This is a genomic window from Massilia sp. MP_M2, assembly GCF_039123635.1.
Lineage (GTDB): Bacteria > Pseudomonadota > Gammaproteobacteria > Burkholderiales > Burkholderiaceae_D > Telluria.
In genome coordinates this window covers 21946-45761 of sequence record NZ_JBCHJF010000010.1, presented here as the reverse complement: position 1 = coordinate 45761, position 23816 = coordinate 21946, and the positions used below count along the sequence as shown (strand labels likewise).

The 23816-nt window shown below is 64.0% G+C and carries 25 protein-coding genes; 17 read left to right on the top strand and 8 right to left on the bottom strand.

Annotated elements, in window-relative coordinates:
- The first annotated feature begins 25 nt into the window (after positions 1-25).
- Both RCH14_RS19260 and RCH14_RS19255 read left to right on the top strand, forming a co-directional pair.
- The gene (locus tag RCH14_RS19260) at positions 26-592 is read left to right on the top strand and encodes a DUF1415 domain-containing protein (RefSeq protein ID WP_343027714.1); all 567 of its coding nucleotides are present in this window, start codon (positions 26-28) and stop codon (positions 590-592) included.
- A 25-nt stretch (positions 593-617) separates the two neighbouring features.
- Positions 618-824, top strand: coding sequence for a DUF1289 domain-containing protein (locus RCH14_RS19255; protein WP_343027868.1), 207 nt, complete (start codon positions 618-620; stop codon positions 822-824).
- A gap of 31 nt (positions 825-855) precedes the next feature.
- On the opposite strand, the gene RCH14_RS19250 is transcribed toward RCH14_RS19255, so the two are convergent.
- Positions 856-1365 carry a DUF1993 domain-containing protein gene (locus RCH14_RS19250; protein ID WP_343027713.1) on the bottom strand — a complete coding sequence of 170 codons (510 nt, stop codon included), beginning with the start codon at positions 1363-1365 and terminating at the stop codon, positions 856-858.
- A gap of 208 nt (positions 1366-1573) precedes the next feature.
- Here RCH14_RS19250 and RCH14_RS19245 point away from each other — a divergent pair, with 208 nt between their 5' ends.
- Positions 1574-4714 carry an EAL domain-containing protein gene (locus tag RCH14_RS19245; protein WP_343027712.1) on the top strand — a complete coding sequence of 1047 codons (3141 nt, stop codon included), beginning with the start codon at positions 1574-1576 and terminating at the stop codon, positions 4712-4714.
- Here RCH14_RS19245 and RCH14_RS19240 read toward each other — a convergent pair.
- Positions 4711-5136: a thioredoxin family protein gene (locus RCH14_RS19240; protein ID WP_343027867.1), complete on the bottom strand. Its 426-nt coding sequence runs from the start codon at positions 5134-5136 to the stop codon at positions 4711-4713. The genes RCH14_RS19245 and RCH14_RS19240 overlap by 4 nt on opposite strands.
- Positions 5137-5225: 89 nt before the next feature.
- Here RCH14_RS19240 and tsaB point away from each other — a divergent pair, with 89 nt between their 5' ends.
- Genes tsaB through RCH14_RS19220 form a run of 4 tightly spaced genes read left to right on the top strand, consistent with a single transcriptional unit; the run spans position 5226 to position 8236 of the window.
- On the top strand, positions 5226-5933 hold the full coding sequence (gene tsaB, locus RCH14_RS19235) for a tRNA (adenosine(37)-N6)-threonylcarbamoyltransferase complex dimerization subunit type 1 TsaB (protein ID WP_343027711.1): 708 nt from the start codon (positions 5226-5228) through the stop codon (positions 5931-5933).
- A complete protein-coding gene (rimI, locus tag RCH14_RS19230) occupies positions 5930-6397 on the top strand; it encodes a ribosomal protein S18-alanine N-acetyltransferase (protein WP_343027710.1) in 468 nt (155 codons plus the stop codon). Before tsaB ends, rimI begins: the two co-directional genes overlap by 4 nt.
- The gene (locus tag RCH14_RS19225) at positions 6394-7305 is read left to right on the top strand and encodes a uracil-DNA glycosylase (RefSeq protein ID WP_343027709.1); all 912 of its coding nucleotides are present in this window, start codon (positions 6394-6396) and stop codon (positions 7303-7305) included. Before rimI ends, RCH14_RS19225 begins: the two co-directional genes overlap by 4 nt.
- Positions 7289-8236 (top strand): DUF1853 family protein, encoded by a 948-nt coding sequence (locus tag RCH14_RS19220; protein ID WP_343027708.1) that lies wholly within the window; start codon positions 7289-7291, stop codon positions 8234-8236. The genes RCH14_RS19225 and RCH14_RS19220 overlap by 17 nt, the downstream gene beginning before the upstream one ends.
- Positions 8237-8682: 446 nt before the next feature.
- Here the strand turns inward: RCH14_RS19220 and lplT are convergent, their stop codons facing one another.
- A complete protein-coding gene (lplT, locus tag RCH14_RS19215) occupies positions 8683-9942 on the bottom strand; it encodes a lysophospholipid transporter LplT (RefSeq protein WP_343027707.1) in 1260 nt (419 codons plus the stop codon).
- Between the two features lie 161 nt (positions 9943-10103).
- Here lplT and alr point away from each other — a divergent pair, with 161 nt between their 5' ends.
- The 3 genes from alr to RCH14_RS19200 are packed head-to-tail and all read left to right on the top strand — an operon-like array spanning position 10104 to position 13013.
- A complete protein-coding gene (gene alr / locus RCH14_RS19210) occupies positions 10104-11210 on the top strand; it encodes an alanine racemase (RefSeq protein WP_343027706.1) in 1107 nt (368 codons plus the stop codon).
- Between the two features lie 12 nt (positions 11211-11222).
- Complete coding sequence (gene radA / locus RCH14_RS19205; RefSeq protein ID WP_343027705.1) at positions 11223-12599, top strand: DNA repair protein RadA; 1377 nt, start codon at positions 11223-11225, stop codon at positions 12597-12599.
- 45 nt (positions 12600-12644) lie between these two features.
- Positions 12645-13013, top strand: coding sequence for a PilZ domain-containing protein (locus RCH14_RS19200; RefSeq protein ID WP_407070096.1), 369 nt, complete (start codon positions 12645-12647; stop codon positions 13011-13013).
- Positions 13014-13134: 121 nt separating this feature from the next.
- On the opposite strand, the gene RCH14_RS19195 is transcribed toward RCH14_RS19200, so the two are convergent.
- Positions 13135-13275 (bottom strand): hypothetical protein, encoded by a 141-nt coding sequence (locus RCH14_RS19195; RefSeq protein ID WP_343027703.1) that lies wholly within the window; start codon positions 13273-13275, stop codon positions 13135-13137.
- A gap of 246 nt (positions 13276-13521) precedes the next feature.
- Between RCH14_RS19195 and pstS the strand changes: the two genes are divergently transcribed.
- The 7 genes from pstS (at position 13522) to phoR (ending at position 20143) form a co-directional block, all read left to right on the top strand.
- A complete protein-coding gene (gene pstS, locus RCH14_RS19190) occupies positions 13522-14556 on the top strand; it encodes a phosphate ABC transporter substrate-binding protein PstS (protein WP_343027702.1) in 1035 nt (344 codons plus the stop codon).
- Positions 14557-14663: 107 nt separating this feature from the next.
- Positions 14664-15686, top strand: a complete 1023-nt coding sequence (gene pstC, locus RCH14_RS19185; RefSeq protein ID WP_343027701.1) for a phosphate ABC transporter permease subunit PstC — start codon at positions 14664-14666, stop codon at positions 15684-15686.
- A gap of 1 nt (position 15687) precedes the next feature.
- Positions 15688-16548 (top strand): phosphate ABC transporter permease PstA, encoded by an 861-nt coding sequence (gene pstA / locus RCH14_RS19180; RefSeq protein ID WP_343027700.1) that lies wholly within the window; start codon positions 15688-15690, stop codon positions 16546-16548.
- Positions 16549-16584: 36 nt separating this feature from the next.
- Positions 16585-17373 carry a phosphate ABC transporter ATP-binding protein PstB gene (pstB, locus tag RCH14_RS19175; RefSeq protein WP_343027699.1) on the top strand — a complete coding sequence of 263 codons (789 nt, stop codon included), beginning with the start codon at positions 16585-16587 and terminating at the stop codon, positions 17371-17373.
- A gap of 68 nt (positions 17374-17441) precedes the next feature.
- On the top strand, positions 17442-18143 hold the full coding sequence (gene phoU, locus RCH14_RS19170) for a phosphate signaling complex protein PhoU (RefSeq protein WP_183551093.1): 702 nt from the start codon (positions 17442-17444) through the stop codon (positions 18141-18143).
- Positions 18144-18145: 2 nt separating this feature from the next.
- On the top strand, positions 18146-18832 hold the full coding sequence (locus tag RCH14_RS19165; protein ID WP_183551095.1) for a response regulator: 687 nt from the start codon (positions 18146-18148) through the stop codon (positions 18830-18832).
- Between the two features lie 18 nt (positions 18833-18850).
- Complete coding sequence (phoR, locus tag RCH14_RS19160; protein ID WP_343027698.1) at positions 18851-20143, top strand: phosphate regulon sensor histidine kinase PhoR; 1293 nt, start codon at positions 18851-18853, stop codon at positions 20141-20143.
- A gap of 480 nt (positions 20144-20623) precedes the next feature.
- Here phoR and RCH14_RS19155 read toward each other — a convergent pair whose 3' ends face one another.
- From RCH14_RS19155 to RCH14_RS19140, 4 genes are read right to left on the bottom strand one after another with little or no spacing between them, the layout of a single operon-like run.
- Positions 20624-20974 carry a DUF3325 domain-containing protein gene (locus tag RCH14_RS19155; protein ID WP_343027697.1) on the bottom strand — a complete coding sequence of 117 codons (351 nt, stop codon included), beginning with the start codon at positions 20972-20974 and terminating at the stop codon, positions 20624-20626.
- On the bottom strand, positions 20971-22608 hold the full coding sequence (locus tag RCH14_RS19150) for a PepSY-associated TM helix domain-containing protein (protein WP_343027696.1): 1638 nt from the start codon (positions 22606-22608) through the stop codon (positions 20971-20973). Before RCH14_RS19150 ends, RCH14_RS19155 begins: the two co-directional genes overlap by 4 nt.
- A complete protein-coding gene (locus RCH14_RS19145; RefSeq protein ID WP_343027695.1) occupies positions 22605-22892 on the bottom strand; it encodes a DUF3649 domain-containing protein in 288 nt (95 codons plus the stop codon). The genes RCH14_RS19150 and RCH14_RS19145 overlap by 4 nt, the downstream gene beginning before the upstream one ends.
- 58 nt (positions 22893-22950) lie before the next feature.
- On the bottom strand, positions 22951-23676 hold the full coding sequence (locus RCH14_RS19140; protein WP_343027694.1) for a DUF4198 domain-containing protein: 726 nt from the start codon (positions 23674-23676) through the stop codon (positions 22951-22953).
- Positions 23677-23816 lie beyond the last annotated feature (140 nt).

The following is a 23816-nucleotide window of genomic DNA, read 5'->3' as shown; positions in this document are numbered from 1 at the left end:
TCTGCATTGCTATCGAAAGTTTTCCATGAGTACCCCCAACCCCAACGCCGACGACGACGCCATCGTCGCGGCAACCCGCAACTGGCTCGAGCGCGCCGTGATCGGCCTGAACCTGTGCCCGTTTGCCAAGGCCGTGTATGTCAAGGAGCAGGTCCGTTACATCGTTGCGAGCGCAACCACGCCCGAACAATTGCTTGAAACCTTGATGGACGAACTGCAGCACCTGTCCGACACTGATGCCGAAAAGATCGACACCACCTTGATCATTCACCCGTTCGTGCTGGGCGACTTCGAGGATTACAACGAGTTTCTGGACGTGGCTGACGCCGCGCTCGAGGATATGCAGCTCGACGGCGAGTTGCAGGTCGCCAGCTTCCATCCCTTGTACCAGTTCGCCGATACCGATATCAACGACATCTCGAACTACACGAACCGCGCGCCGTACCCGATCCTGCACTTGCTGCGCGAGGACAGCATCGCGCGCGCCGTGGAAGCCTTCCCGCAGGCGGAAGATATCTTTGAAAAAAATATCGAGACGATGGAACAGCTCGGGCACGACGGTTGGGACAAGCTCCATGTCGGACCGGCCTGAAGCAGGCGGGGCCGGCCCCGCATCGATGTCTTCACCTGCGACGCCTGGCACCCCAGCCGGGCGCCCGGATACGCCCTGCGTGGCAGTGTGCTCGACCACGTTCGATGAAATCTGCCGCGGCTGCGGCCGTACGGTCGCCGAGGTCGCCCACTGGGTGTCGATGAGCGCCGACGCCAAGGAACTGGTCTGGCAGCGCATCCTGGCGCAGGGCTACCCGCGCCGCAACAAGTGACCGCGGCCCCGTTGTCTTATTGATTGCCTTATCAATAGCTGCCGATAAAGTCACGCTTGCCGATCGGCACGCCGTTGTGGCGCAGGATCGCGTAGGCGGTCGTCACGTGGAAGCAGAACTGCGGCATCGCGAAGTGGGTCAGATAGACGGCGCCAGTGTCGAAGTGGCGTGCGCGTTCGCCGCTGCCATGGGTGATCGGGCGGGTTGCACCGGCGTCGATGTCGGCTTGCGCCAGCGTGTCCAGGAAACCGACGGTGCGCGTGATGCGCTGCTGCAGTTCGGTAAAGGTGCGCTCGCCATCTTCATAGCGCGGCGATTCGATGCCGGCCAGGCGCGCCCCGGCGCCCTTGGCAAAATCGGTGGCGAGCTGGATCTGGCGTGCGAGCGGGAACATGTCGGGGAACAGGCGGGCCTGGAGCAGGGCGTCCGGTTCGATGCGCCGCTCCAGCGCATGGGCCTCGGTCTTTTCAAGGACGTCAGCCAGCGCGTTGAGCAATTGGCGAAATACCGGCACCGAAGCGGCATACAGGGAATGACTCATCAGATTTTCCTCCGTTGAAAACGTGTACATGACAATCCATCATAGCAATTCCTGCCGCGCACTGCCGGCGCGAGCGTCCGGCCGATCGGCATGCCGCGGTGACCCGCCGTTAGCGAGTGACGCATAGCAAGCGACAGCGCATAATTGCGTCTCCAACATAATGTCAGTAAAGGCAGTGCCAGCGGCGAGCGCCGGCGGCGTCAACGTCATGTCCAATCCCGCATCCACGAAGCCCACCATCCTGTCAAGCCTGCGCAGCCTGTATAGCCGCTCGCTGTACCGCGCCTTGCTGCTGGTGGTGTTCGTCGGACTGGCGGGGCCGGCGGCGGTGGGCAGTTATCTGTTGATTGGTGTGCAGGAGCGCGCCGCGGTTGCCGCAGAGCTCGACGAATCCCTCCAGCGCCATGCCGAGATCCTCGCGCTCGGCGTGCAGCAGTCGCTCTGGAACCTCGACCCGGAAACGGCGCGGCCGCTGCTCGATGCGATACTGCGCGACCCGGCCGTGGTCATGGTCGAGGTCCATGGTCCGAAAGGTGAGGTCGCGCTGCAGGTGCGCTCGCCGGCGCGCCCGCTCGGCCGCGTGCTGCGCGCCGAACGGCCGGTCGTGATGCGCGGCGAGACCATCGGCAGCGTGCGCCTCGAGATGGACGACTACCTCAGCCAGCAGGAGCTGCGCAGCAAGCAGCGCAACTATGCGCTGGTCGTGGCGGGGCAAGTGGCGGTCTCGCTGTTGCTGATCGCGCTGCTGCTGCGGCGGCGCCTGCTCTCGCCGCTGCGCCGCCTGATGCGCTTTTCCGACCGGCTCGCGCGCGCCGACTTCGATACGCCGCTGGCGCTGTCGGTATCCGACGAACTGGGACGCCTGGGCCGGCAGATGGAACGGATGCGCCTGGCCATTCGCGACCTGTTCGCCGACATCGCGCGGCGCGAAGAGCAGTTTCGCAGCATCGTGAACCAGGTGCCGGGGGCGGTGTTCCGTGTGCGCGCCGGCGGGTCCATTGAATTTGTCAGCGATGCGATCGAAGACATCACGGGCCATACGGCCGAGCGCATGATGGGCGCCACGACCCACGACTGGACCGATATCGTGCACCCGGAAGACCGGCGCAGGTACAGTCACACGGTGCGCCATGCCGCGCGCGTCGGCGACGCCTATCAGCTGGAATACCGGATCATCGATGCCCACGGCGTCGAGCGCTGGGTGCAGGAAAGCGGGCAACCGCAAGGCTTGTCAGGTTCGGCCGCGCTGGACGGCGCGGTGCGGATCGATGGCATCATCTCGGATATCAGTGAGCGCAAGCACAACGAGGTGCGCATCGAAGCGCTGCTGGCCGAGCAGGGCGCGATCCTCGACAACGTGATGTTCGGCGTGCTGTTCGTGCGCCAGCGCCGCATCGTCTCGAGCAACCGGCGCGGCGAAGCGCTGTTCGGCTACGACGAGGGTCAGATGGTTGGCCAATCGACCGAGATCCTGTATCCCACGAGCGCGGCCTACGAACAGACTGCCATGACGCAGTACCCAATGCTGGCGCGGCGCCTCGACCTGGGCGAGGAACACCAGTTGCGCCATCGCGATGGCAGTCTGTTCTGGTGCCTGGTGAGCGGCTCGGCGCTTGACCCGGCGCATCCGAACGAAGGCAGCATCTGGGTGTTCGCCGACATCACCGAACGCAAGCTGGCCGAAGAAAAGCTGCGCCTGTCGGCCACGGTGCTCGAGCACATTGCCGATGGCGTGATGGTGCTGGACGTGACGGGGCGGATCGCCGCCGTCAACCCGGCCTTTACCTGCATCACCGGCTACAGCGAAGAGCAGGCGGTGGGGCGCGAGTCGAGCATGATGCGTGGCCGGCTCCAGGATGACGACTTCTATCACAAGCTGTGGCGCGAACTGGATGAAACGGGCTTCTGGCGCGGCGAGATCTGGGATACGCGCCAGGATGGCGAAGCGTATCTGGAATCGCTGACCGTCACCGCAGTGCGGGACGACGCTGGCGCGATCACGCATTATGTGTCGGTCTTTAGCGACATCACGCGCGCGCGTGAATCGCAGAACCAGCTCGACCACTTGGCGCACCACGATCCCTTGACCGCGTTGCCGAACCGCCTGCTGTTCCACGACCGCCTGCGCCACGCAATGACGCGCGCGCAGCGCGACGGCCAGCAGCTCGCGGTGCTGTTCATCGACCTTGATCGCTTCAAGAATGTCAACGACACGCTGGGGCACCACGTCGGCGACGAGCTGCTCAAACAGGCCGCCAGTGCGCTGGCCCGGTGCCTGCGCGAAGGCGACACGCTGGCGCGCCTGGGCGGCGACGAATTCATCGTGCTGCTCGAGGATATCGGCGGCGTCGCCGGCGCGACCCGCGTGGCGGCCAAGCTGATCGCGATGTTCGAGCAGCCGTTCATGGTGTCCGGCTACGAGCTGTTCGTCACCGGCAGCGTCGGCATCAGCCTGTATCCGCAGGACGCGCACGACATGCACATGTTGATCCGCAACGCCGACGTGGCGATGTACCAGGCCAAGGCGCGCGGGCGCAACGGTTACCGGTTCTACGCGGCGTCGATGAGCGGCGACGGCGTCGAGCGCCTGCGCATGGAAGGCCTGCTGCGCCGCGCGATCGAGAAGCACGAGATCTACCTGGCGTATCAGCCGCAGGTTGAAATGGACAGCGGCCGCCTGACCGGTGCCGAAGCGCTGGTGCGCTGGAACAGCGCCGAACTGGGCCAGATCGGCCCGGGACAATTCATCCCGCTGGCCGAAGACACCGGCTTCATCGGCCAGCTTGGCCAGTGGGTGCTGCAGGAGGCCTGCCGCCAGATGGTGGCGTGGGAAGCGCAGGGCTTGATCATGCCGAAGATCGCCGTCAACCTGTCGGTGCGCCAGTTCGAGCGCGGCGGCATGGCGGCGATCGTGACCGAGGTGCTGGAATCGACCGGCCTCGCGCCACAGCGCCTGCAGCTGGAAGTGACCGAGTCGATCATCATGAACACGGGCGACGCGCTGCAGTATGTGAAGGACCTGCATGCGATCGGCGTGGGACTGGCGATCGACGACTTCGGCACCGGCTATTCATCGCTGGCCTACCTGAAGCAGTTGCCGGTGCAGACGCTCAAGATCGACCGCAGCTTCATCAAGGATATCTCGCAGGGGCCGGACGACGAGGCCATTGCGGTTGCCATCATCCAGCTTGGCAAGAGCATGAACCTGTCGGTGATCGCTGAAGGTGTCGAGCGGGCCGACCAGGCGGCATTTTTGCTGCGCCATGGGTGCAATCTGGCGCAGGGGTATTTGTATGGGAAGCCGGTGGCGGCGGATGAGATTCTGGCGCGCTGGGGCGGGCAGGGTTAGTCCGCGCTACCCAGCAGCACACGCAGATTGCAGTCGCGCTGCCACTGGCGGCGCTCATCGCTCGACTGGGCCAGACGCGCCAGTTCGGCCGGCGCGATGTCGGCCTGGGCATGTATCAGGCGATCGGCCACACCGCCATCGGGCACCATCGTGCCGAAGAAGGCCACCGTGTCACCGCGCTGCAGCAGCAGCGTCGGGAAGTTGTCGACATCGAGGTCGCCGACCAGGGCGGCCTGGTCTTCGATGTCGATCCAGATGAAGTGCTTGTCCGGGTGGCGCGCGGCCAGGCTCTCGAACGTGGCGCGGTAGGTCGCGCAGGTGCCGCACCAGGCGGCGCACAGGCAGGCGACCGTCCAGGCGTCGTCATGGACGGCGGCGACGGCGGCATCGAGGGTCGAGGAATCGAGGGTCAGGCTATGCATGGAGCGCATTTTACTCCGTGTTGCGCTGCAATGTGGCGGGGAAGGCCGAGCGGCATGGATGGCGCCCGGCCAAGCGGTTAAAATACCGCATGCCTACCATCCTTGCCATTGAAACCTCGGCCGAGCTGGCGTCTTGCGCGCTCTTGGTCAACGACGTCGTCATCGCCCGCGCTACGGCCGGCGTGCGAAGCCACTCGCAATCGATCCTGCCGATGGTGCAGGAACTGCTGCGCGAAGCCGGTATTGCGCTGGCCGGCTGCAACGCGATTGCTTTCGGGGCCGGGCCCGGTTCGTTCACCGGTGTGCGCACGGCGTGCGGCGTGGCGCAGGGGCTGGCGTACGGCGCCAGCCTGCCCGTGCTGCCGATGGTGACGCTGGCTGCGATGGCCGAAAGCTGCCGGGCGCGCTGCGGCGCGACCGAGGTGCTGGCGGTGCTCGACGCGCGCATGGGCGAAGTCTATTGGGCGCAGTACCGCTTCGATGGCGCATGGCGCGAAGTCGTGGCGCCTACGCTGAGCGCGCCGCAGGCCGTGGCGCCGCTGGCGGTGGCTGGTCTGCAGGCATGCGGGAATGGCTTCGGGGCGTATGCCGATGCCTTCGCCGAGCAGGCCTTCGCTGCTGGCGCCATGGCGGACATCGTGCCGCATGCGCGTGAGATGGCGCTGCTCGCCGCTGGCGCGCTGGCGGCCGGGCAGGGCGTACCGGCGGCGCAGGCGCAGCCGATTTACCTGCGCAACAAGATCGCGTTTACCACGGCCGAGCGCCTGGTGATCAATGCCGCCAAGGCCGGCGCATGAGCGACCTGCTCGATCTCGGCCTGCAACTGGCGCCGATGACGGCGGCCGACGTGGGTGAGGTGTGCGCGCTCGAGGTGAGCGTGTTTCCTTTTCCCTGGAGTCGCGGGAACTTCATCGACTCGCTCAACAGCGGCTACGATTGCTGGACCGTGCGCGATGCCGCGGGCGCGCTGGTCGGCTACTACCTGTTGATGTATGCGCTCGACGAGGCGCACCTGCTCGACGTCGCGGTGGCGCCAGCGCGCCAGCGCCAGGGACTGGGGCGGCGTTTGCTGGCCGTGCTCGCGGCGCGCGCGCGCAGCCAGGGCATGACGTCGATCCTGCTTGAAGTGCGGCCATCGAACGAGCGCGCACTGGACGTGTACCGGCGCCATGGCTATGTCCATATCGGGCGCCGCAAGGGCTATTATCCGGCCGGCGCTGCGGGCCGCGAGGATGCCATCGTGATGAGGCTGGATTTATGAAAACCGTGAGCGGGCGCGATGCGCTGTTCCTGAACGAGATGGGGATCGGGCCGTTGTGGCAGTTGCGCACGGCGGCCGGGCCGGTGGCCGATGCGGTTGCTGGCGATGCTGTCGCTAGCGCTGTTGACACCGCTGTTGACACCGCTGTTGACACCGCTGTTGATGCTGCGCCGGTGGTGGTGTCTGCTTCTGCGCCCGTGCCGGTGCCCGATCCTGCGCCGGTCGCGCGCGGCATGACGCCCTTGTCGGCGCCGCCGTATCGCAATCCGCCACCCGTCGACACCGACGCCGCGTGGGACGATGGCAGTCCTGCCGCGCCAACCGCGCCCGACGTCGCAACGCTCGACTGGGCGGGCTTGCGCCAGGCGATTGCCGGCTGCAAGGAGTGCGCATGCGGTGACGGCCGCAAGCCGGTGTACGGAAGCGGACCGCGCCAGGCGCGCTGGCTGATCGCCGCCGGCACGCCAAGCGCGCTCGACGAGCAGGCCGGCCAGCCGCTGACGGGCGATTCGGGCACGCTGCTGGGTAATATGCTGCACGCGGTCGGCCTGTCGCGCGAGCGCGATGCGTATGTCACGCCGCTGGTGAAGTGCCGTCCGGTCAATGCCAGGGGTGGCGAGCGTGCGCCGACGCCTGAAGAAATCACGGCATGCCGGCCATTCCTGGAGCGCGAGCTGGCACTGACGGGCGCCACCACGGTGCTGACGATGGGCCAGGTCGCGGCCAACGGCCTGCTGGGCCGCGCGCTGAACGAGCCGCTGGCAGGCGTGCGCGGTCAGGTGCACGCGTTGAATGCAGTGCCGCTGGTCGCTACACTGCATCCCGGCGAATTGCTGCTGCGCGGCGCCGACAAGGCGCTGGCCTGGGCCGACCTGTGCCGGGCGCGCTCGCTTGAACCCCGCACCTAGTTACCAGGCCGCGTTCCACGCGCGCTGGCGGCACCTGACGCTGCCACCAGTGCGCGCCCTGGCCTGGCTGCTCGACTCGCCCGACCTGCTCGACGGCGCCGCACCCGCATGGGCCGGGCGCGTGGCCACGCTGGCCCCGGTCACGCATGACGTGGCTACCTGGCTGGCGCAGCTCGACGCCGACCCATCGGCGCTGAACGCCGCGCTCGGCGACAAACCGTACACGCGACTGGGGCTGTACGCTGAAAAGCTGATGGCGTTCTACTTCGCGCAGCAGGGGCGGCTGGTCGCGCACGGCCTGCAAATTCGCGCCAACCGCAACGACACGGTCGGCGAATTCGACTTCCTGCTGGAAAACGGTCCGGATGCGCTGGAACACATCGAATTCGCAACAAAGTTCTATCTGCAAGGCGAGAGCGCAGATGGGGGCCTCGATACATTGGTGGGCCCGAACCTGGCCGACACGCTGGGCCTGAAGATGCGCAAGATCTTCGAGCGCCAACTGGCGCTTGGGCAACACCCGGCGGCGCAAGCGCAGCTACCACGTCCCGTCAGCAAAGCACGCGCGCTGGTGAAAGGCTGGCTGTTCTATCCCGCCGGCAACTGGCCGGCAATGCAAGGCATCACCCAAGGCCATTGCCGCGGATTCTGGTGCGCAATTAGCGAGCTGGGCAATCTGCCCGACGACAGCTACGTCATCCTGCCAAAACTCGAATGGCTGGCGCCGCTACGCACCGCTTCACCGACTTGGACCACCACCCGCGCACAACTGGCAGCCGAACTGACCGACCGCTTCGCCATCTCAAACACCCCCGCCCTGATCGCGCGCGTTCGCACACAAGACAACGCGCTGGAAGAAGTCGACCGCGGCTTCATCGTCCCCAACGACTGGCGCACCCGCGCCACCCCCAAAACCGCCCCCAACAAATAGGGTCAGTGTCGATTTATTGAGCAATTTTTCGAATTGCCTGATAAATCGCCCCCGACCCTGCCTCCCGCTCAGCTGTTTAGCCCGGTAAACAAACTAGGGTCAGTGTAGATTTAATGGGCAATTCCTCAAAGTTGTCAAACAATTCGACTCTGACCCCCATTATTTTTTTGCTTGCTGGATTCGTCTAGATTGACTGCCAGCATCTAATTCAGCCGATGACTGAATCGGTTCGGAAACCGCTGACAAATGCGTGTGAGCCGGCAAGTTCAGGCTTGCCAAGCAATTAGGGTCAGAGTTGAATTATTGAGCAATTTCTCGCGAATGCGGAAAAAGCGGGGACAGAGTGACTGGCTCGAGCTATTGCCTGCTGCATATGCCGAGCAGGGGAAGCCACTGGGAAAAGGGCCAGGCGAAACGTTGTCAAACAATTCGACACTGACCCTAATTTAGTGTTTGCCTTCGCCGATCAGGCCGAGGGAGTCGTGTTCGCGCTGGTTCATCAGGTGGCGGCGTTGGATCAGCAGCATGATGCCGGCGACGGACAGGCCGAAGATGACGATGATGATGTTCAGGTCGAGGTTCAGCGTGATCATCACTGCGTAGGCAGCGAGCATCGTCAGGATCGACAGGTTTTCGTTGAAGTTCTGCACCGCGATCGAGTGGCCGGCGCTCATCAGGACGTGGCCGCGGTGCTGCAGCAGCGCGTTCATCGGTACCACGAAGAAGCCCGACAGGAAGCCGATGAAGGCCAGTAGCGGGTAGGCCAGCGTGACCGATGTCACGAACACCATGCTCGTCACCACCAGGCCCATGATGATGCCCATCGGAATCACGGTGAGTGACTTGCGCAGCGGGATCATGCGGGCTGCCATCGCGGCGCCCAGCGCGACGCCGATCGCGACCACGCCAATCAGATTGGTCGCCTGGTCCAGCGGCAAGCCGAGAGATGCTTCGGCCCACTTGAGCACGATAAATTGCAGCGTCGCGCCGGCGCCCCAGAACAGGGTCGTCACCGCCAGCGAAATCTGGCCCAGCTTGTCACGCCACAGTGTGGCGGAGCAATTGGCGAAGTCGGTGATGAGCTTGATCGGATTGCGTTCCTGGTGTTCGTAGCGGGCACCGGTGTCCGGGATGCGCAGGTTGAAAATGGCGGCCAGGATATAGATCGCGACGACCACGGCCATCGCCGCCTCGGCCGGGGTGTCGATGCCAAAGCGTGGCAGCAGGTCGAACGAGAGCAAAAAGCCCGAGCCGCGCGGGCTGACCAGCGTGCCGCCCAGCACCGTGCCGAAGATGATCGACATCACCGTCAAGCCCTCGATCCAGCCATTGGCCGGCACCAGTTTTTCCGGCGGCAGCAGCTCGGTCAGGATGCCGTACTTGGCGGGCGAATACACGGCCGCGCCAAAGCCCACGACGGCGTATGAAATCAATGGGTGAACCGTGAAGAACATCAGCGCGCAGCCGAACACCTTGATGATGTTCGCGATGAACATCACGCGGCCCTTGTTGAGCGCGTCGGCGAAGGCGCCGACAAATGCGGCCAGCAGCACATAGAAAAGAACGAACGACAGCTTCAGCAGCGGAGTCAGCGATGCCGGGGCGTCCATTGCGACGAGCAGGCTGATCGCGACAAACAGGAGCGCGTTATCTGCCAGCGACGAGAAGAACTGCGCCGCCATGATGGTATAAAAACCACGGTTCATTCTAAAATTCTAAAGTTCGGTCCGGGTTGCTTTATACCATGAATGGCTGGCGTGGCGAAGCCCATACGATGCACCGTGGCTGGACCGGCAACGGCCCGGGGTCTGCTCCGGTAGAATAGCCACTCCAACTTTGCGTACCGATTTCACCTCGATCCCCCACCATGCCGCGCCCACTCTTTGCCACCATCCACCCGGACTCGATGCAGCACAATCTGTCGCAGGCCCGCACCTGCGCGCCTATGGCGAAGATCTGGGCGGTCGTCAAAGCCGACGCCTATGGGCACGGCCTGGAACGCGCCATGCACGGCTTCGCCACCGCCGACGGCCTGGCGCTGATCGAGCTCGAAGGCGCCATCCGCCTGCGCGAACTTGGCTGGATCAAGCCGATCCTCTTATTAGAGGGACTCTTCGAAGCCGCCGATGTGCCCTTGCTGGCCGAACACAATATCGTCACGGCAGTGCATTCGGTCGAACAGATCAAGCTGCTCGAATACACGCAGCTCTACCGCCCGATCGACGTCTACCTGAAGATGAACACGGGCATGAATCGCCTTGGCTTGCGCCCTGACGACTACGCGGCGGCCTACAAACGGCTGCGCGCGATCCCCGACGTGCGCAATATCACGCACATGACGCATTTCGCCAACGCCGACGAACTCGAGCACCCGCTGCTGACCATCGCCGAGCAGGTGCGCCGCTTCCAGATCGGCGCCGGCGACTTGCCCGGCGAGCGCAGCCTCTCCAATTCGGGCGGCGTGCTGCATCAAGCCGAACTGGCTGAATACCTCCAGAACGACTGGGTCCGGCCCGGCATCATGCTCTACGGCGGCACGCCGGGCGGGCGCAGCGCGGGTGATTTCGGTCTGCGCCCGACCATGACGCTGCGCTCGGAAATCATCGGCATCCAGCACATCGAGCGCGGCGACACGGTCGGCTATGGCAGCCGCTTCGTGGCCGAAGGCCCGATGACGATCGGCGTCGTCGCCTGCGGCTATGCCGACGGCTACCCGCGCAGCGCGCCGCATGGCACGCCGGTGATCGTCGATGGCGTGCGCACGGCGCTGATCGGCCGCGTCTCGATGGACATGATGACGGTCGATCTGTCGCTAGTACCCAATGCGCGTATCGGCAGCAAGGTCACGCTGTGGGGCGACGGTCTGCCGATCGACGACGTGGCGCAGGCCGCCGGCACGATCGGCTACGAGTTGATGTGCGCCGTCGCGCCGCGCGTGCGCATCGCCGAAGGCCGCCTGGGCACCGATGGATAACCGGTAGAGAACATGGCAAAAGCAAAAACCAATTACACCTGCTCCGAATGCGGCGCAATCGCCACCCGCTGGATGGGTCAGTGCGCCGACTGCAAGGCCTGGAACACGATGGTCGAAACCGTCATCGAGGCGCCCGGCGTGAACCGCATGTCGCAAACCCCGCACCGCGCCCTGGCGCAGACCGCACCGGTGCTGTCGCTGGCCGATATCGAGGCGATCGACGTGCCGCGCTTTGGCACCGGCATCGAAGAATTTGATCGCGTGCTGGGCGGTGGCCTGGTGGCCGGCGGCGTCGTGCTCATTGGCGGCGACCCGGGCATCGGCAAGTCCACGCTGCTGCTGCAGGCGCTGGCCAGCCTCTCGAAAACGCGCTCCACGCTGTATGTCAGCGGTGAAGAATCCGGCGCGCAGATCGCATTGCGCGCACGCCGTCTCGCAGTCGACGCGCAAGACCTGAAATTGCAGGCCGAGATCCAGCTCGAAAAAATCCTCGGCACGATCGCCGACCTGAAACCCGACGTCGCGGTAATCGATTCGATCCAGACCGTGTATTCCGATGCCCTGACGTCGGCCCCCGGTTCGGTGGCCCAGGTGCGCGAATGCGCGGCGCAACTGACGCGCGTGGCCAAGCAGACCGGCGTGACGATCATCCTCGTCGGCCACGTGACGAAAGAGGGCGCGCTGGCCGGCCCGCGCGTGCTCGAACACATCGTCGACACGGTGCTGTATTTCGAGGGCGATACGCAGTCGAGCTTCCGCCTGGTGCGGGCGATCAAGAACCGTTTCGGCGCCGTCAACGAACTGGGCGTGTTCGCGATGACCGAAAAGGGCCTGAAAGGCGTATCGAATCCGTCCGCGCTGTTCCTGTCGCAGCACGACACGCCCGTGCCGGGCTCGTGCGTCATGGTCACGCAGGAGGGCACGCGCCCGCTGCTGGTCGAGATCCAGGCGCTGGTCGACACGAGCCACCTGCCCAATGCCCGCCGCCTGTCGGTCGGCCTCGAGCAGAACCGCCTGGCGATGTTGCTGGCGGTGCTGCACCGGCATGCCGGTATCGCCGCGTTCGACCAGGACGTGTTCATCAACGCGGTTGGCGGCGTGAAGATCACCGAACCGGCGGCCGACCTGGCCGTGCTCCTGGCGATCAATTCATCGATGCGCAGCAAACCCTTGCCGCGCGGGCTGGTGGTGTTCGGCGAAGTGGGCCTGGCCGGTGAAATCCGGCCGGCGCCGCGTGGTCAGGAGCGCCTGCGCGAAGCGGCCAAGCTGGGCTTTTCCATCGCGGTGATCCCGAAAGCGAATGCGCCGAAGCAGAAAATTGAAGGCATGACAATCATCGCCGTCGAACGCATCGAGGAAGCGTTTAACAAACTGCGCGAACTCGACTAACCGCGTGGCCAACCGGCACGGCCCAACAATGCCGTGCCGGATCCCGTGGATGTTCCTATAATAGTGTCTCTTTTCAGGCATCATGGGAAACACGTGTTACAAGAGCAGAGGCAGTCCCCGCGCAAAGTATTGCGCACCAAAGTCTTGCTGGCCATTGACGGCCAGCGACCATTTACCGGCAAGAGCGTCGATGTCAACGCCAATGGCATCAGTGTCAATACGCCCGATCCGGTGCCGGTCGGGCTCGCCAGCCAACTCCGTTTCGACCTGATGATCGACGGTCAATTCACGACCATCGACACCCACGCCCAGGCGTTGCACTGCATCTTCAGTGGCGGCGAATACAAAGTGGGGTTCAGGTTCCAGAACCTTGATCTGGCAGGGGTGACCGCGCTGGCGCGCTTCCTGCGCTGACAGCGGATCGCTCACACCGACGCGCTGACATCAACGCGCTGGCATCTATGCGCCATACGACAAGCGGCGAGCGCCCTGAGGCCTCACCGCTTGCCGTCTGACCCGCTGAGCGGGCTTGTCGCTATTCGTGATAGCGGTCTTTGAGTTGCCTGGAACTGCCACGTACTTCCTGGTAGATTTCAAACGCGACCAATGCAGCCAGCCCGCCCAGAATCCCCATCACCATCATGTCCAGCATTTGGTCATCAACGCCGTTGGGCATCCCCTCCATGTAAGAACAACACAGTCAGGTTAGCAGGCCTCGCCGTATTTACAAGGATGGCGCTGCTGGAACATGGCGGTCAATCGCCAGCCGCGCGCCACGCCGGCCTCTGCAATGCCATGCTTGCGACCGTGTCATGTTCATGTCACATTTCAGAATATGTCATGAACTTGTCATATTCGCCCGCTAGACTGCGCTTCATCGTCAGCGGGATCGTCCCGTCGTTCTATTTTCAGAGGATCAGATATGCGCATGAAGCATCTCTTCGTTTCGATTGCCGTTGCCGCTTCGGCATTCGCCGCAACCGCCCAGGCCGCCAACATCACCGGTGCAGGCGCGACATTCCCTTATCCGATCTACGCCAAGTGGGCCGAGCTGTACAAGGCAGCTTCGGGCAATGGCCTCAATTACCAGTCGGTCGGTTCCGGCGCCGGCATCAAGCAGATCAAGGCCAAGACCGTCGACTTTGGCGCCTCCGACATGCCGCTGCCCGCTGCTGAACTCGACGCCGCTGGTCTGTTCCAGTTCCCTGCTGTCATGGGCGGCGTCGTGCCGATCGTGAACCTGGCCGGCATCGCCCCGGGCCAGATGAAACTGAGCGGCGCCGTCATCGCCGACATCTACATGGGCAAGATCGTCAAGTGGAATGCGCCGCAGATCGCCGCGCTGAACCCGGGCGTGAAGCTGCCTGACGCCGAGATCACCGTCGTGCGCCGCGCCGACAGCTCGGGCACCTCGTTCCTGTGGACCGATTTCCTGTCGAAGTCGAGCCCTGAATGGAAGACCAAAGTCGGCGCCGGCACCACGGTCAAGTGGGCGGTTGGCGTGGGCGGCAAGGGCAACGAAGGCGTGGCCGCCAACGTGCAGCGCATCAAGGGCGGCATCGGCTACGTCGAGTGGGCTTACGCCAAGAAGAACAAGATGTCGCACACCCAGCTCCAGAACAAGGATGGCGTATTCCTGCAGCCAAGCGACGACGCCTTCAAGGCCGCCGCTGCCGGCGCGAACTGGGCCGGCACCCCGGGCTTTGCGGTCATCCTGACCGACCAGCCGGGCAAGGACAGCTGGCCAGTCACGGGCGCGTCGTACATCCTGGTGCACAAGGCACAGGATGTCGCCAAGGGCAAGGAAGTGCTGAAGTTCTTTGACTGGTCGTACAAGAACGGTACCGCATCGGCTGCTGAACTCGATTACGTGCCAATGCCTGCGCCGGTCATCAAGCTGGTGCAGGATGCCTGGCGCGCCAATCTGAAAGACACCACCGGCAAGGCGCTCTGGTAATCCACACATTGTCACTCTGGAAGGACCGGCCAGACCGGTCCTTCTGCACGCCAGCGATATTGACAAAACGATATTGATAACGAGTCTTATAGCGAGCTTCCCCAAATATGAGCGCCCACCCATCCTTGTCCGTGCAGGACCTGCCTGATCAGGCAGCAGCCGAAGACGCCCGCCGTTACGCCGCGTTGCGCACGACGATGCGCAACCAGCGCATCCAGGACTTCTTCTTCCACAAAATCACGCTGCTGTTCGCTGCAACGGTTCTGGCGGTGCTGATCGGGATCATCATCTCGCTGGCGATCGGCGCTGCGCCGGCATTCTCGCAGTTTGGTCCGGGCTTCATCACGCGCGTCGAGTGGGATCCGGTGAACGACGAGTTCGGCGCCATGATCGCCATCTGGGGCACGCTGGCCACCTCGATCATCGCGCTGGCCGTTGCCTTCCCGATCAGCTTCGGCATCGCGCTGTTCCTGACCGAGATCTGCCCGAACTGGCTGCGCCGCCCGCTGGGCACTGCCGTCGAGCTGCTCGCCGGCGTGCCGTCGATCATCTACGGCATGTGGGGCCTGTTCGTGTTCGCGCCGATGTTCGCCGACCACGTGCAGCCGCTGCTGAAGGAAACCATCGGCCAGTTGCCGGTGATCGGTGTCATCTTCCAGGGCCCGACGATGGGCATCGGCATCATGACCGCCGGCCTGATCCTGGCAATCATGATCATCCCGTTCATCGCCTCGGTGATGCGCGACGTGTTCGAGATCGTGCCGACCGTGCTGAAGGAATCGGCGTATGGCCTGGGTTGCACGCGCTGGGAAGTGGTGCGCAAGGTCGTGCTGCCTTATACCCGCAACGGTGTGGTGGGCGGCGTCATGCTGGGTCTGGGCCGCGCGCTGGGCGAAACGATGGCCGTGACGTTCGTGATCGGCAATGCGCACTCGCTGTCGGCCTCGCTGTTCTCGCCCGGCAATTCGATCTCGTCGACGCTGGCCAACGAATTTGCCGAAGCGGCCAGCACGCTGCATTCGTCGTCGCTGTTTGCGCTGGCACTGATCCTGTTTGGCATCACGTTCATCGTGCTGTCGGCGGCCAAGATCATGCTGCTCGGTATGTCCCGTAACGAAGGTACGAAATAAGATGAACACTGCTACCAAGAACCCGGTGTATCGCCGTCGCCTTCTGGCGCACCGCATCGGCATCACGATGTCGGTGTGCGCGATGGGCATTGGCCTGGCCTTCCTGGCCTGGATTCTGTTCACGCTGCTGTACAACGGCCTGGGCGGTCTGTCGGCCACGCTGTTTACGGCCGACACGCCGGCCCCGGGCACGCCCGGTGGCGGCTTGCGCAACGCCATCCTGGGCAGCGTGATGATGGTCGGCTTGTCGACGCTCATCAGCACCCCGGTTGGCATCCTGGCCGGTATCTATCTGGCTGAATACGGCGAGAACAACAAGTTCGCGCAAGTCACGCGCTTCGTGACCGACATCATGCTGTCAGCCCCGTCGATTGTGATCGGCCTGTTCGTGTACGCCATCTATGTGGCCAAGGTCCAGCACTTCTCGGGCTACGCCGGCACGATCGCGCTGTCGCTGATCGCGGTCCCGGTCGTCGTGCGTACCACCGACAATATGCTGCGCCTGGTGCCGGCCAGTCTGCTCGAAGCGGCCTACGCGCTGGGCGCGCCGCACTGGAAAGTGGCCCTGACGGTACGCCTGCGCGCCGTGAAGGCCGGTGTCGTCACCGGCGTGCTGCTGGCCGTGGCCCGCGTCACTGGTGAAACCGCGCCCTTGCTGTTTACCGCGCTGAACAACCAGTTCTACAGCCATGACATGAATGCGCCGCTGGCGAACCTGCCGGTGGTGATCTACACCTACGCCATGAGCCCGTATGACGACTGGCGCTCGCTGGCCTGGGCCGGTGCATTGCTGGTGACCACGACCGTGTTGCTGCTGAACATTCTGTCGCGTACGCTGTTCAGCCAAAAAACCCCGAATTAATTCACTCTGATAAACGATAAAGTGATGAACCAAGCCATGCTCAATACGACTCCGACCCCGGCTGCGGCCAAAGCCAAGACGATCGAAATCGAAGGCCTGAACTTCTTTTACGGTAAAACGCAGAGTCTGAAGAATGTCAGCCTCGACATCCACGCCAAGCAAGTGACGGCCTTCATCGGCCCGTCGGGTTGCGGCAAGTCGACGCTGCTGCGCACGCTCAACCGGATGTACGACCTGTACCCGGGCCAGCGCGCCGAAGGCAAGATCATGTACCGCGGCGGCAATATTCTCGATGCTGGCGTGGACGTGAACATGCTGCGCGCCAAGGTCGGCATGGTGTTCCAGAAGCCGACCCCGTTCCCGATGTCGATCTATGACAACATCGCGTTCGGCGTGCGCCTGTACGAAAACCTGTCGAAAGGCGAGATGGACGAGCGCGTCGAGTGGGCCCTGAAAAAAGCGGCGCTGTGGGAAGAAGCCAAGGACAAGCTGTCCAAGAGCGGCCTGTCGCTGTCGGGCGGCCAGCAGCAGCGCCTGTGCATCGCGCGCGGCGTGGCAGTCAAGCCCGATGTGTTGCTGCTCGATGAGCCAACCTCGGCGCTGGACCCGATCTCGACCGCCAAGATCGAGGAACTGATCAGCGAACTGAAGCAGGATTACACGATCACCATCGTGACCCACAATATGCAGCAGGCCGCGCGCTGCTCCGACTACACCGCCTATATGTACCTGGGCGAGCTGGTCGAATTCGGCGAGACCGACCAGATCTTCATGAATCCGGCGCGCAAGGAAACGCAAGACTATATTACCGGCCGCTTCGGCTGATCGAGCAGGCTGACCTTTTTCGGTCGTCCCCATGGACGACTTCACAAGAATATTGACGGAGAGTTTGTATGACAGGCGAGCATTCATCCAAGCAGTACGACCAGGAACTCGAAGGGATCCGTTCCCAGGTCTTGCTGATGGGCGGCATGGTGGAAACCCAGTTCGAAGAAGCACTGGAGTGCTTCCGCATCGGCGACATCGCGCGCGCCGAGCGCGTGATGGCCGAAGACCAGGCTGTCAACCAGCTTGAAGTCGCGCTGGACGACGCCTGCAGCCACCTGATCGTGAAACGCCAGCCGACCGCGAACGACCTGCGCACCGTGATGGCCACCATCAAGGTGATCACCGACCTCGAACGCATCGGCGACGAAGCGACCAAGGTTGCGCGCACGGCGAAAAGCCTGCACGAGCGGGGCGCGACGGGCTTTGCCCATTTCGACATGATCCGCACGATCGCCAAGGCGACGTCCGAGCTGCTGCACGATTCGCTCGACGCGTTCGCGCGCCTGGACGGCAAGCAGGCCTTGCAGATCATCGCGGGCGACGAAGTGGTCGACCATGAATTTCGTGTCATCCTGCGCACGATGGTCACGTTCATGATGGAAGACCCGCGCACGATTTCATCGGCACTCGACACGCTGTGGGTAGCCAAGGCCATCGAGCGCATCGGCGACCATGCCAAGAACATCGCAGAATACGTGATCTACGTGGTCGAGGGGCGCGATATCCGCCACAGCAAGCCGACGCTCGGCGAGCCGCCCGTACTGTGAGCATGGCCGACACCACCTCCGTCCTCGTGGTCGAGGACGAGCCGGCGATCGTCGAACTGGTGACCTATTCGCTGCGCGAAGCGGGCTGGGAAATCCGCACCGCCGATACCGCGGCCGGTGCCTGGGACAGCATCAGCCGGGGCAAGCCCGACCTGTTGCTGCTGGACTGGATGCTGCCCGACCAGAGTGGCCTGCGCCTGCTGTCGCGCCTGCGCGCCGACCGCGACTTCCAGGAGCTGCCGGTGATCATGCTGACCGCCAAGAGCATGGAAGAAGACAAGCTGGCGGGCTTGAACAGCGGTGCCGACGACTACATCACCAAGCCGTTCTCGCCGCGTGAGCTGCTGGCCCGGTCGCGCGCGCTGCTACGCCGCAAGAGCCCGCACCTGGCCGAAGCGCCGCTGCGCGCCGGCAGCGTGACACTCGATCCGAACAGCTGCACCGTGACGGTCGAGAACCAGCAGATCGATATCGGCAATGCCGAATACAAGCTGCTCAAGTACCTGTTGGCGCACCGTGAGCGCGTGTTTTCGCGCGCCCAGTTGCTCGACAAGGTGTGGGGCGACCATGCGGTGATCGAAGAGCGCACGGTCGACGTGCACGTGCTGCGACTGCGCAAGGCGCTGAAATCGGCCGATGGCCTGATCCGCACGGTGCGCAGCGTCGGCTACATGCTGTCCGAAAAATAGTCTGTGTCGAAGGACGCGATGAATCCCAAGTTGCTGTTCTGGGTCCCGGCGCTGTTGCGCCTGGGGCTGTTGTTTGCCTGCGCCGGCCTGGTCTGGTGGTGGTCCGGGCCGATCGCCGGGCTGTCGCTGGCGCTGGCCGCGGCCGTCACGGCCATCATCGTGCAGCTGTCGTACCTGCAAAAGCTGGGCGAATGGCTCGAGCATCCGCAAGAGACGCGCCTGCCCGACGGGTGGGGCGCCTGGACCGAAGCCTTCGCGCGCCTGTACCACCTGCGGCGTGACGACAAGAAGCACCAGGCCGAACTCACCGAGTGGCTGGCCCGCTTCCGCCAGGCGATGCACCTGCTGCCGGAAGGCGTCGCGATCATGGACGACGTGCTGTTCCTGGAGTGGTGCAACCCGGCGCTCGAGCGCCATCTGGGCTTGACGATGGAGCGCGACAAGGGACTGCGCGTGACCAATCTGGTGCGCCATCCCGACTTCATCGACTACATCATCCTGGGCCGCTACGAGCAGCCGCTGACGCTGGCGTTCAGGGGCCGCAAGATCGAATGCCGCATCATTCCGTTCGAGAACCGGCGCCAGATCCTGGTCACACACGACGCGACCGACACCGAGCGGATCGAAGCGATGCGGCGCGACTTCATCGCCAACGCGTCGCACGAACTGCGCACGCCGCTGACGGTGATCGTGGGCTTCCTCGAAATCGCCATGGCCGATCCGGGCCTGGACGTGACCACGCGCACGGCGCACCTGACCTTGATGACCGAGCAGGCGCAGCGGATGCAGCGGCTGATCCAGGACATGCTGACCCTGTCGCGGCTGGAATCGGACGAATTCCCGCTCAAGCGCGAACGGGTGGACATCAAGAACCTGGTCGAATCGATCGCCGCCGAGGCGCGCGCGCTGTCGGGCGGCCGGCACACGATCGAGGTGGCGGTGGATGGCCCTGACGTGATGGGCAGCATGGAAGAGCTGCGCAGCGCCTTCGCCAACCTGGCGTCGAACGCCGTGCGCTACTCGCCCAACGGCGGGACGATCCGCCTGGCCTGGTCGCGCGGCCCCGACGCGCTGTCGTTTGCCGTGACCGACTGCGGCATCGGCATCGACCCGGAACACATCCCGCGTCTGACCGAGCGTTTCTACCGCGTCGACAAGAGCCGCTCGCGCGAAACGCAGGGCACTGGCCTGGGCCTGGCCATCGTCAAGCACGTGCTGCTGCGCCACGGCGGCAAACTGACGATCACGTCGCAACCAGGCAAAGGCAGCACCTTCGCCGCGACGCTCCCCAACACATCCCTGCCAGCATAACCGTCCAACCCCAAAAGAAATTGCATTCCAATTGGGGTCAGAGTCGAATTGTTTGACAACTTTTTGACATGCTTGGAAGATCTTTTAGCGGATCAAAAATTGCACGGAAATGTTTGTTTAGGACAATAAGGGTCAGAGTCGGATTAACGGCAATTCTGGGAAATTGCTCAATAATTCGACTCTGACCCTCATTATTTTTTCGGCACTTCAACGTGTGAAACAATTGATTTTGATAGGAACGATGGGCACGAGCAAGCAAAGCCGCCGTCCAATATAGTGGGTGAATTTTTTTGGCGATTTTGCCTAAAAAAACATGAGGGTCAGAGTCGAATTAATGAGCGACTATGAAAGTTGTCAAACAATTCGACTCTGACCCTAATTGTCTTTTGGGCAAGCTGAAGCGAGGGAATTGAGGGGAGGCAAATTTTCGAGGCGGGGATGGGAAATTGCCCAACAATTCGACTCTGACCCTAATTGTTATCAGGGCAGCAGGAGGAGGGCGGTGGCCAGTGCTGCTGCCGGGATGCCGACCCATGCGCATTGGGCGACTTTGCGGGGGGCATATTGCAGCATTGCGGCGACGGTCCAGGCAGCGACCGACAGCACACCGCACCACAGCACCGGGCCGACGTGCCAGCCGCGGGCGGCAATGCAGGCGGCAAAGGATAGTGCGAGGCCCAGCCAGGCCAGTGCGCGCATGCGCATCCTCAGGGCTGGGGCCGGCGCCTTGCCGCGGCCGTGCAAGTCGGCGTAGTGGCGGTCCATCACGATGCCTTTCGCGGCGAATGCGCTGAAGGCGAGGGAAACGCTGCTGAGGAACAGCATGCTCATACCGGCTCCATGGTCGATGTGGTTCCGGCACCAGCCGCCGGTTGTTTGGTGGCTGCCTTCTTTTGCGCTTGGCGCCCCAGCCACCAGGCGGCCCAGCCGAGCAACGCGCCCAGCAGAAGAACGACGATGTCGAACGCCGCCACCCGCAGTAGTCCCGGCCCGCCGAACAGCGACACACCAAGGTGCGACTCCGTCGTGAATGCATTAAGGATCGGGATGCCCGCCATCAGCGCCGCGCCCACCATCAGCTGGAAACGCCACATCGCGCGTGTCGGCCGGATCTGCGCGAGGATGGCGGCGGCGCCCCAGGCGATGAAGAACCAGTTGGCTTCGGCGCTGGCGCGCTGCGCCATCTCCACCGGCAGCAGGCGATTGGCCCAGAAGTAGGCGGCGAACGCGATCGGCAGGCCGGCAATGGCGCCGATGTTCAGTGCGTCGACCAGACGCACGCCGTAGCCGACGCGCCCGCCGTTGGCCACGATCTTGGCATACGACTGGCGCTCCCGCACGCCCCATAGCAGCGCGCCGGTGGCGACCATCGCGCAGCCGGCCAGGCCGCACACGAAGAACAGCGCGCGCAGCAGGGGATCGGCGAAGTGCGCCAGGTGCATGCCGTAGATCGCGGCGCGCGTGGCGAGCGGCGTGCTCAAGGGCGGCGTTGCCGACACCAGAGCGCCGCTCACGCCATCGAACGTCATCGCCGGCTCGAGGTTCGACAACTGCCGGCCCGACGGGCGATACAGTTCCACGCGCGCCGCCGCATCGTTCGGATGGCTGATCGCCACGCGTGACGGCGTCATGCCCCACGCACGCTCTGCCTGCTGCAGCATCGGCGCGATGTCGGCCAGCGGGGCGGCGATGGTTGCCGGCTCGCCGCGCTCGAAGTTGCCGAAGACGTCACTGAACATCGTGTTCTGCTCGTCGCCGTACAGCGCCTTGGTGGGCGCGGGCATGTAGATGAACATCAGCGTCACGATGCCCGTGTAGGTGATCATCAGGTGAAACGGCAGCGCCAGTACGGCGGTGGCGTTGTGCGCGTCCAGCCACGAACGCTGGCCTTTCTTTGGCCGGAACGTGAAGAAGTCCTTGAAGATGCGCTTGTGCGTGATCACGCCGCTGATGATCGCCACCAGCATGAACATCGCGCCAATGCCGACGATCCAGCGGCCCCACATTGCCGGCATGTAGTGCAAATCGAAGTGCATCCGATACAAAAAATCGCCGCCACGGGTGTCTCGCGGCCTCGCCGTCGGCAGGCCCGTCGCTGGATCGAGCGTGACGTTCTGGTCGCGCAGCGCATTGCGGCGTTCTGCGCGCGACATGTCTTTCTTCGGCGGATTTTGCCAGCTGGCCTGGATCAGCGGATTGCGTTCGTCGGGCAGGTCGATCGACCAGCGCGTCGCGTCGGGCGCGCGTTCCTGCAGTACGCGCACGGCCAGTTGCGCCGACTGCGCCGGGGTGAGCGTCGACGGCGCCGCGGCCGCCCCGTGCAGTTCGGGCGTCATCCAGAACGTGATCTCGTGCCGGTAATACGCCGCCGTGCCGGCCATGAACACCAGCAGCAGCAGCCAGCAGACGAGCAGACCGGCCCACGTGTGCACCCACGCCATCGATTGCCGCAAGCCGTCCTTCATGCGGTTCCTCCGACCAGCCAAAGCATCGCGCCCAGCAGCGCACCCGCCGTCGCCACGCCAACGCAGGCGCGCAGCGCGCTGCCGGTGGCGAAGACCCACAGGATGACGCAGGGATAGATGACGAACGACAGCAGCGTGGCGATGGTGACGGCATCGGCGCGCGGCAGCGGCAGTGCCAGCGCAATGAGTGCGCCGGCGAGCGCTGCAAGCACATAGCCGCCGCCGATGGCGGCCACCGCGCGGGCGGTGACGCCGCCACGGTAGCGCCAGGTGATCGTGGTCATGAAGCCCGGGCCTTTCGTCAGACGGCAGATTGGTTCACTGGAGACACGCTCGCCCGGATCAGTGATCGGCGCTTGGCGCCATGGCCGGGCCGGCCGCTACCGCCGCGATGCCCTTTGGCTGCACGACGCTCAGCGACGTGGTGTAGCTGGACGTTGCGTATTGCAGGCCGGCGCGCTCGCCCGCCGTCTTGTCCGTGTGCTCGGTTTCCAGCACATACATGCCTTTCCATGGCATGTCGAACCTGACGATGCCGCTGTCATCCGACTCCGCTTCTTTCGCCCAGCCGCTCTGGACGATTGCATTGACCTTCGCTTTCGGCAGTGGCTGGCCCTTGTAGAACACCTTGAATTCGCCGGCTTTGCCGGTCGGGACGAGGTCGAGCGTGAGTTTCGGCTGCTGCGCAGCAAAGCCGGTGGCCATGCGCGCGGCAGGCACCCAGATGTGGTTCAGCTTCTTGCCCGCCTCATCCGTTTCCCAGCTCGGGTAGGCATTGTCCTGAGCGACGATGGCGTCACCCGCGACCGGCGTGGCGCCGCTGACGATATAGCCCTTGGCCGTTTTTTCCAGCTTGAGCGCGCGCTCGCCCTTGGCACCCAGCAGCATCGCGCCCGGGGCGCCGAACTTGTCGAGCAGGCCTGGTGTGGTTTCGCGCTGGTTCAGCGCGAACTCGCCAAATTGCAGCTTGACCGCCTTGCCGTCCTGCTCGAACCAGATGTGGTGGGCCTGTGCGGCAGGCGCGGCCACCAGCATGGCGACGAGGGAGGAGAGCAGCATTTTGTTCATGGCGAGCGCTTTCTGGTTATTGATCGGATCAGACGAGCAGTATTGCGACGGGAATTATAATGCGAATCATTCTCATTTCAAAACAAATTTATGGCCCTTCCGATCGGATCGGGTCACTGCTTGCTGTCGTGCCAGCCCAT

Excerpts from the sequence above, each read along its gene's own strand:
- RCH14_RS19260 (WP_343027714.1), top strand. The coding sequence starts at position 26 with ATGAGTACCCCCAACCCCAACGCCGACGACGACGCCATCGTCGCGGCA.
- RCH14_RS19255 (WP_343027868.1), top strand. The coding sequence starts at position 618 with ATGTCTTCACCTGCGACGCCTGGCACCCCAGCCGGGCGCCCGGATACG.
- RCH14_RS19250 (WP_343027713.1), bottom strand. The coding sequence starts at position 1,365 with ATGAGTCATTCCCTGTATGCCGCTTCGGTGCCGGTATTTCGCCAATTG.
- RCH14_RS19245 (WP_343027712.1), top strand. The coding sequence starts at position 1,574 with ATGTCCAATCCCGCATCCACGAAGCCCACCATCCTGTCAAGCCTGCGC.
- RCH14_RS19240 (WP_343027867.1), bottom strand. The coding sequence starts at position 5,136 with ATGCATAGCCTGACCCTCGATTCCTCGACCCTCGATGCCGCCGTCGCC.
- tsaB (WP_343027711.1), top strand. The coding sequence starts at position 5,226 with ATGCCTACCATCCTTGCCATTGAAACCTCGGCCGAGCTGGCGTCTTGC.
- rimI (WP_343027710.1), top strand. The coding sequence starts at position 5,930 with ATGAGCGACCTGCTCGATCTCGGCCTGCAACTGGCGCCGATGACGGCG.
- RCH14_RS19225 (WP_343027709.1), top strand. The coding sequence starts at position 6,394 with ATGAAAACCGTGAGCGGGCGCGATGCGCTGTTCCTGAACGAGATGGGG.
- lplT (WP_343027707.1), bottom strand. The coding sequence starts at position 9,942 with ATGAACCGTGGTTTTTATACCATCATGGCGGCGCAGTTCTTCTCGTCG.
- alr (WP_343027706.1), top strand. The coding sequence starts at position 10,104 with ATGCCGCGCCCACTCTTTGCCACCATCCACCCGGACTCGATGCAGCAC.
- radA (WP_343027705.1), top strand. The coding sequence starts at position 11,223 with ATGGCAAAAGCAAAAACCAATTACACCTGCTCCGAATGCGGCGCAATC.
- RCH14_RS19195 (WP_343027703.1), bottom strand. The coding sequence starts at position 13,275 with ATGCCCAACGGCGTTGATGACCAAATGCTGGACATGATGGTGATGGGG.
- pstS (WP_343027702.1), top strand. The coding sequence starts at position 13,522 with ATGCGCATGAAGCATCTCTTCGTTTCGATTGCCGTTGCCGCTTCGGCA.
- pstC (WP_343027701.1), top strand. The coding sequence starts at position 14,664 with ATGAGCGCCCACCCATCCTTGTCCGTGCAGGACCTGCCTGATCAGGCA.
- pstA (WP_343027700.1), top strand. The coding sequence starts at position 15,688 with ATGAACACTGCTACCAAGAACCCGGTGTATCGCCGTCGCCTTCTGGCG.
- pstB (WP_343027699.1), top strand. The coding sequence starts at position 16,585 with ATGCTCAATACGACTCCGACCCCGGCTGCGGCCAAAGCCAAGACGATC.
- phoU (WP_183551093.1), top strand. The coding sequence starts at position 17,442 with ATGACAGGCGAGCATTCATCCAAGCAGTACGACCAGGAACTCGAAGGG.
- RCH14_RS19165 (WP_183551095.1), top strand. The coding sequence starts at position 18,146 with ATGGCCGACACCACCTCCGTCCTCGTGGTCGAGGACGAGCCGGCGATC.
- phoR (WP_343027698.1), top strand. The coding sequence starts at position 18,851 with ATGAATCCCAAGTTGCTGTTCTGGGTCCCGGCGCTGTTGCGCCTGGGG.
- RCH14_RS19155 (WP_343027697.1), bottom strand. The coding sequence starts at position 20,974 with ATGAGCATGCTGTTCCTCAGCAGCGTTTCCCTCGCCTTCAGCGCATTC.
- RCH14_RS19150 (WP_343027696.1), bottom strand. The coding sequence starts at position 22,608 with ATGAAGGACGGCTTGCGGCAATCGATGGCGTGGGTGCACACGTGGGCC.
- RCH14_RS19145 (WP_343027695.1), bottom strand. The coding sequence starts at position 22,892 with ATGACCACGATCACCTGGCGCTACCGTGGCGGCGTCACCGCCCGCGCG.
- RCH14_RS19140 (WP_343027694.1), bottom strand. The coding sequence starts at position 23,676 with ATGAACAAAATGCTGCTCTCCTCCCTCGTCGCCATGCTGGTGGCCGCG.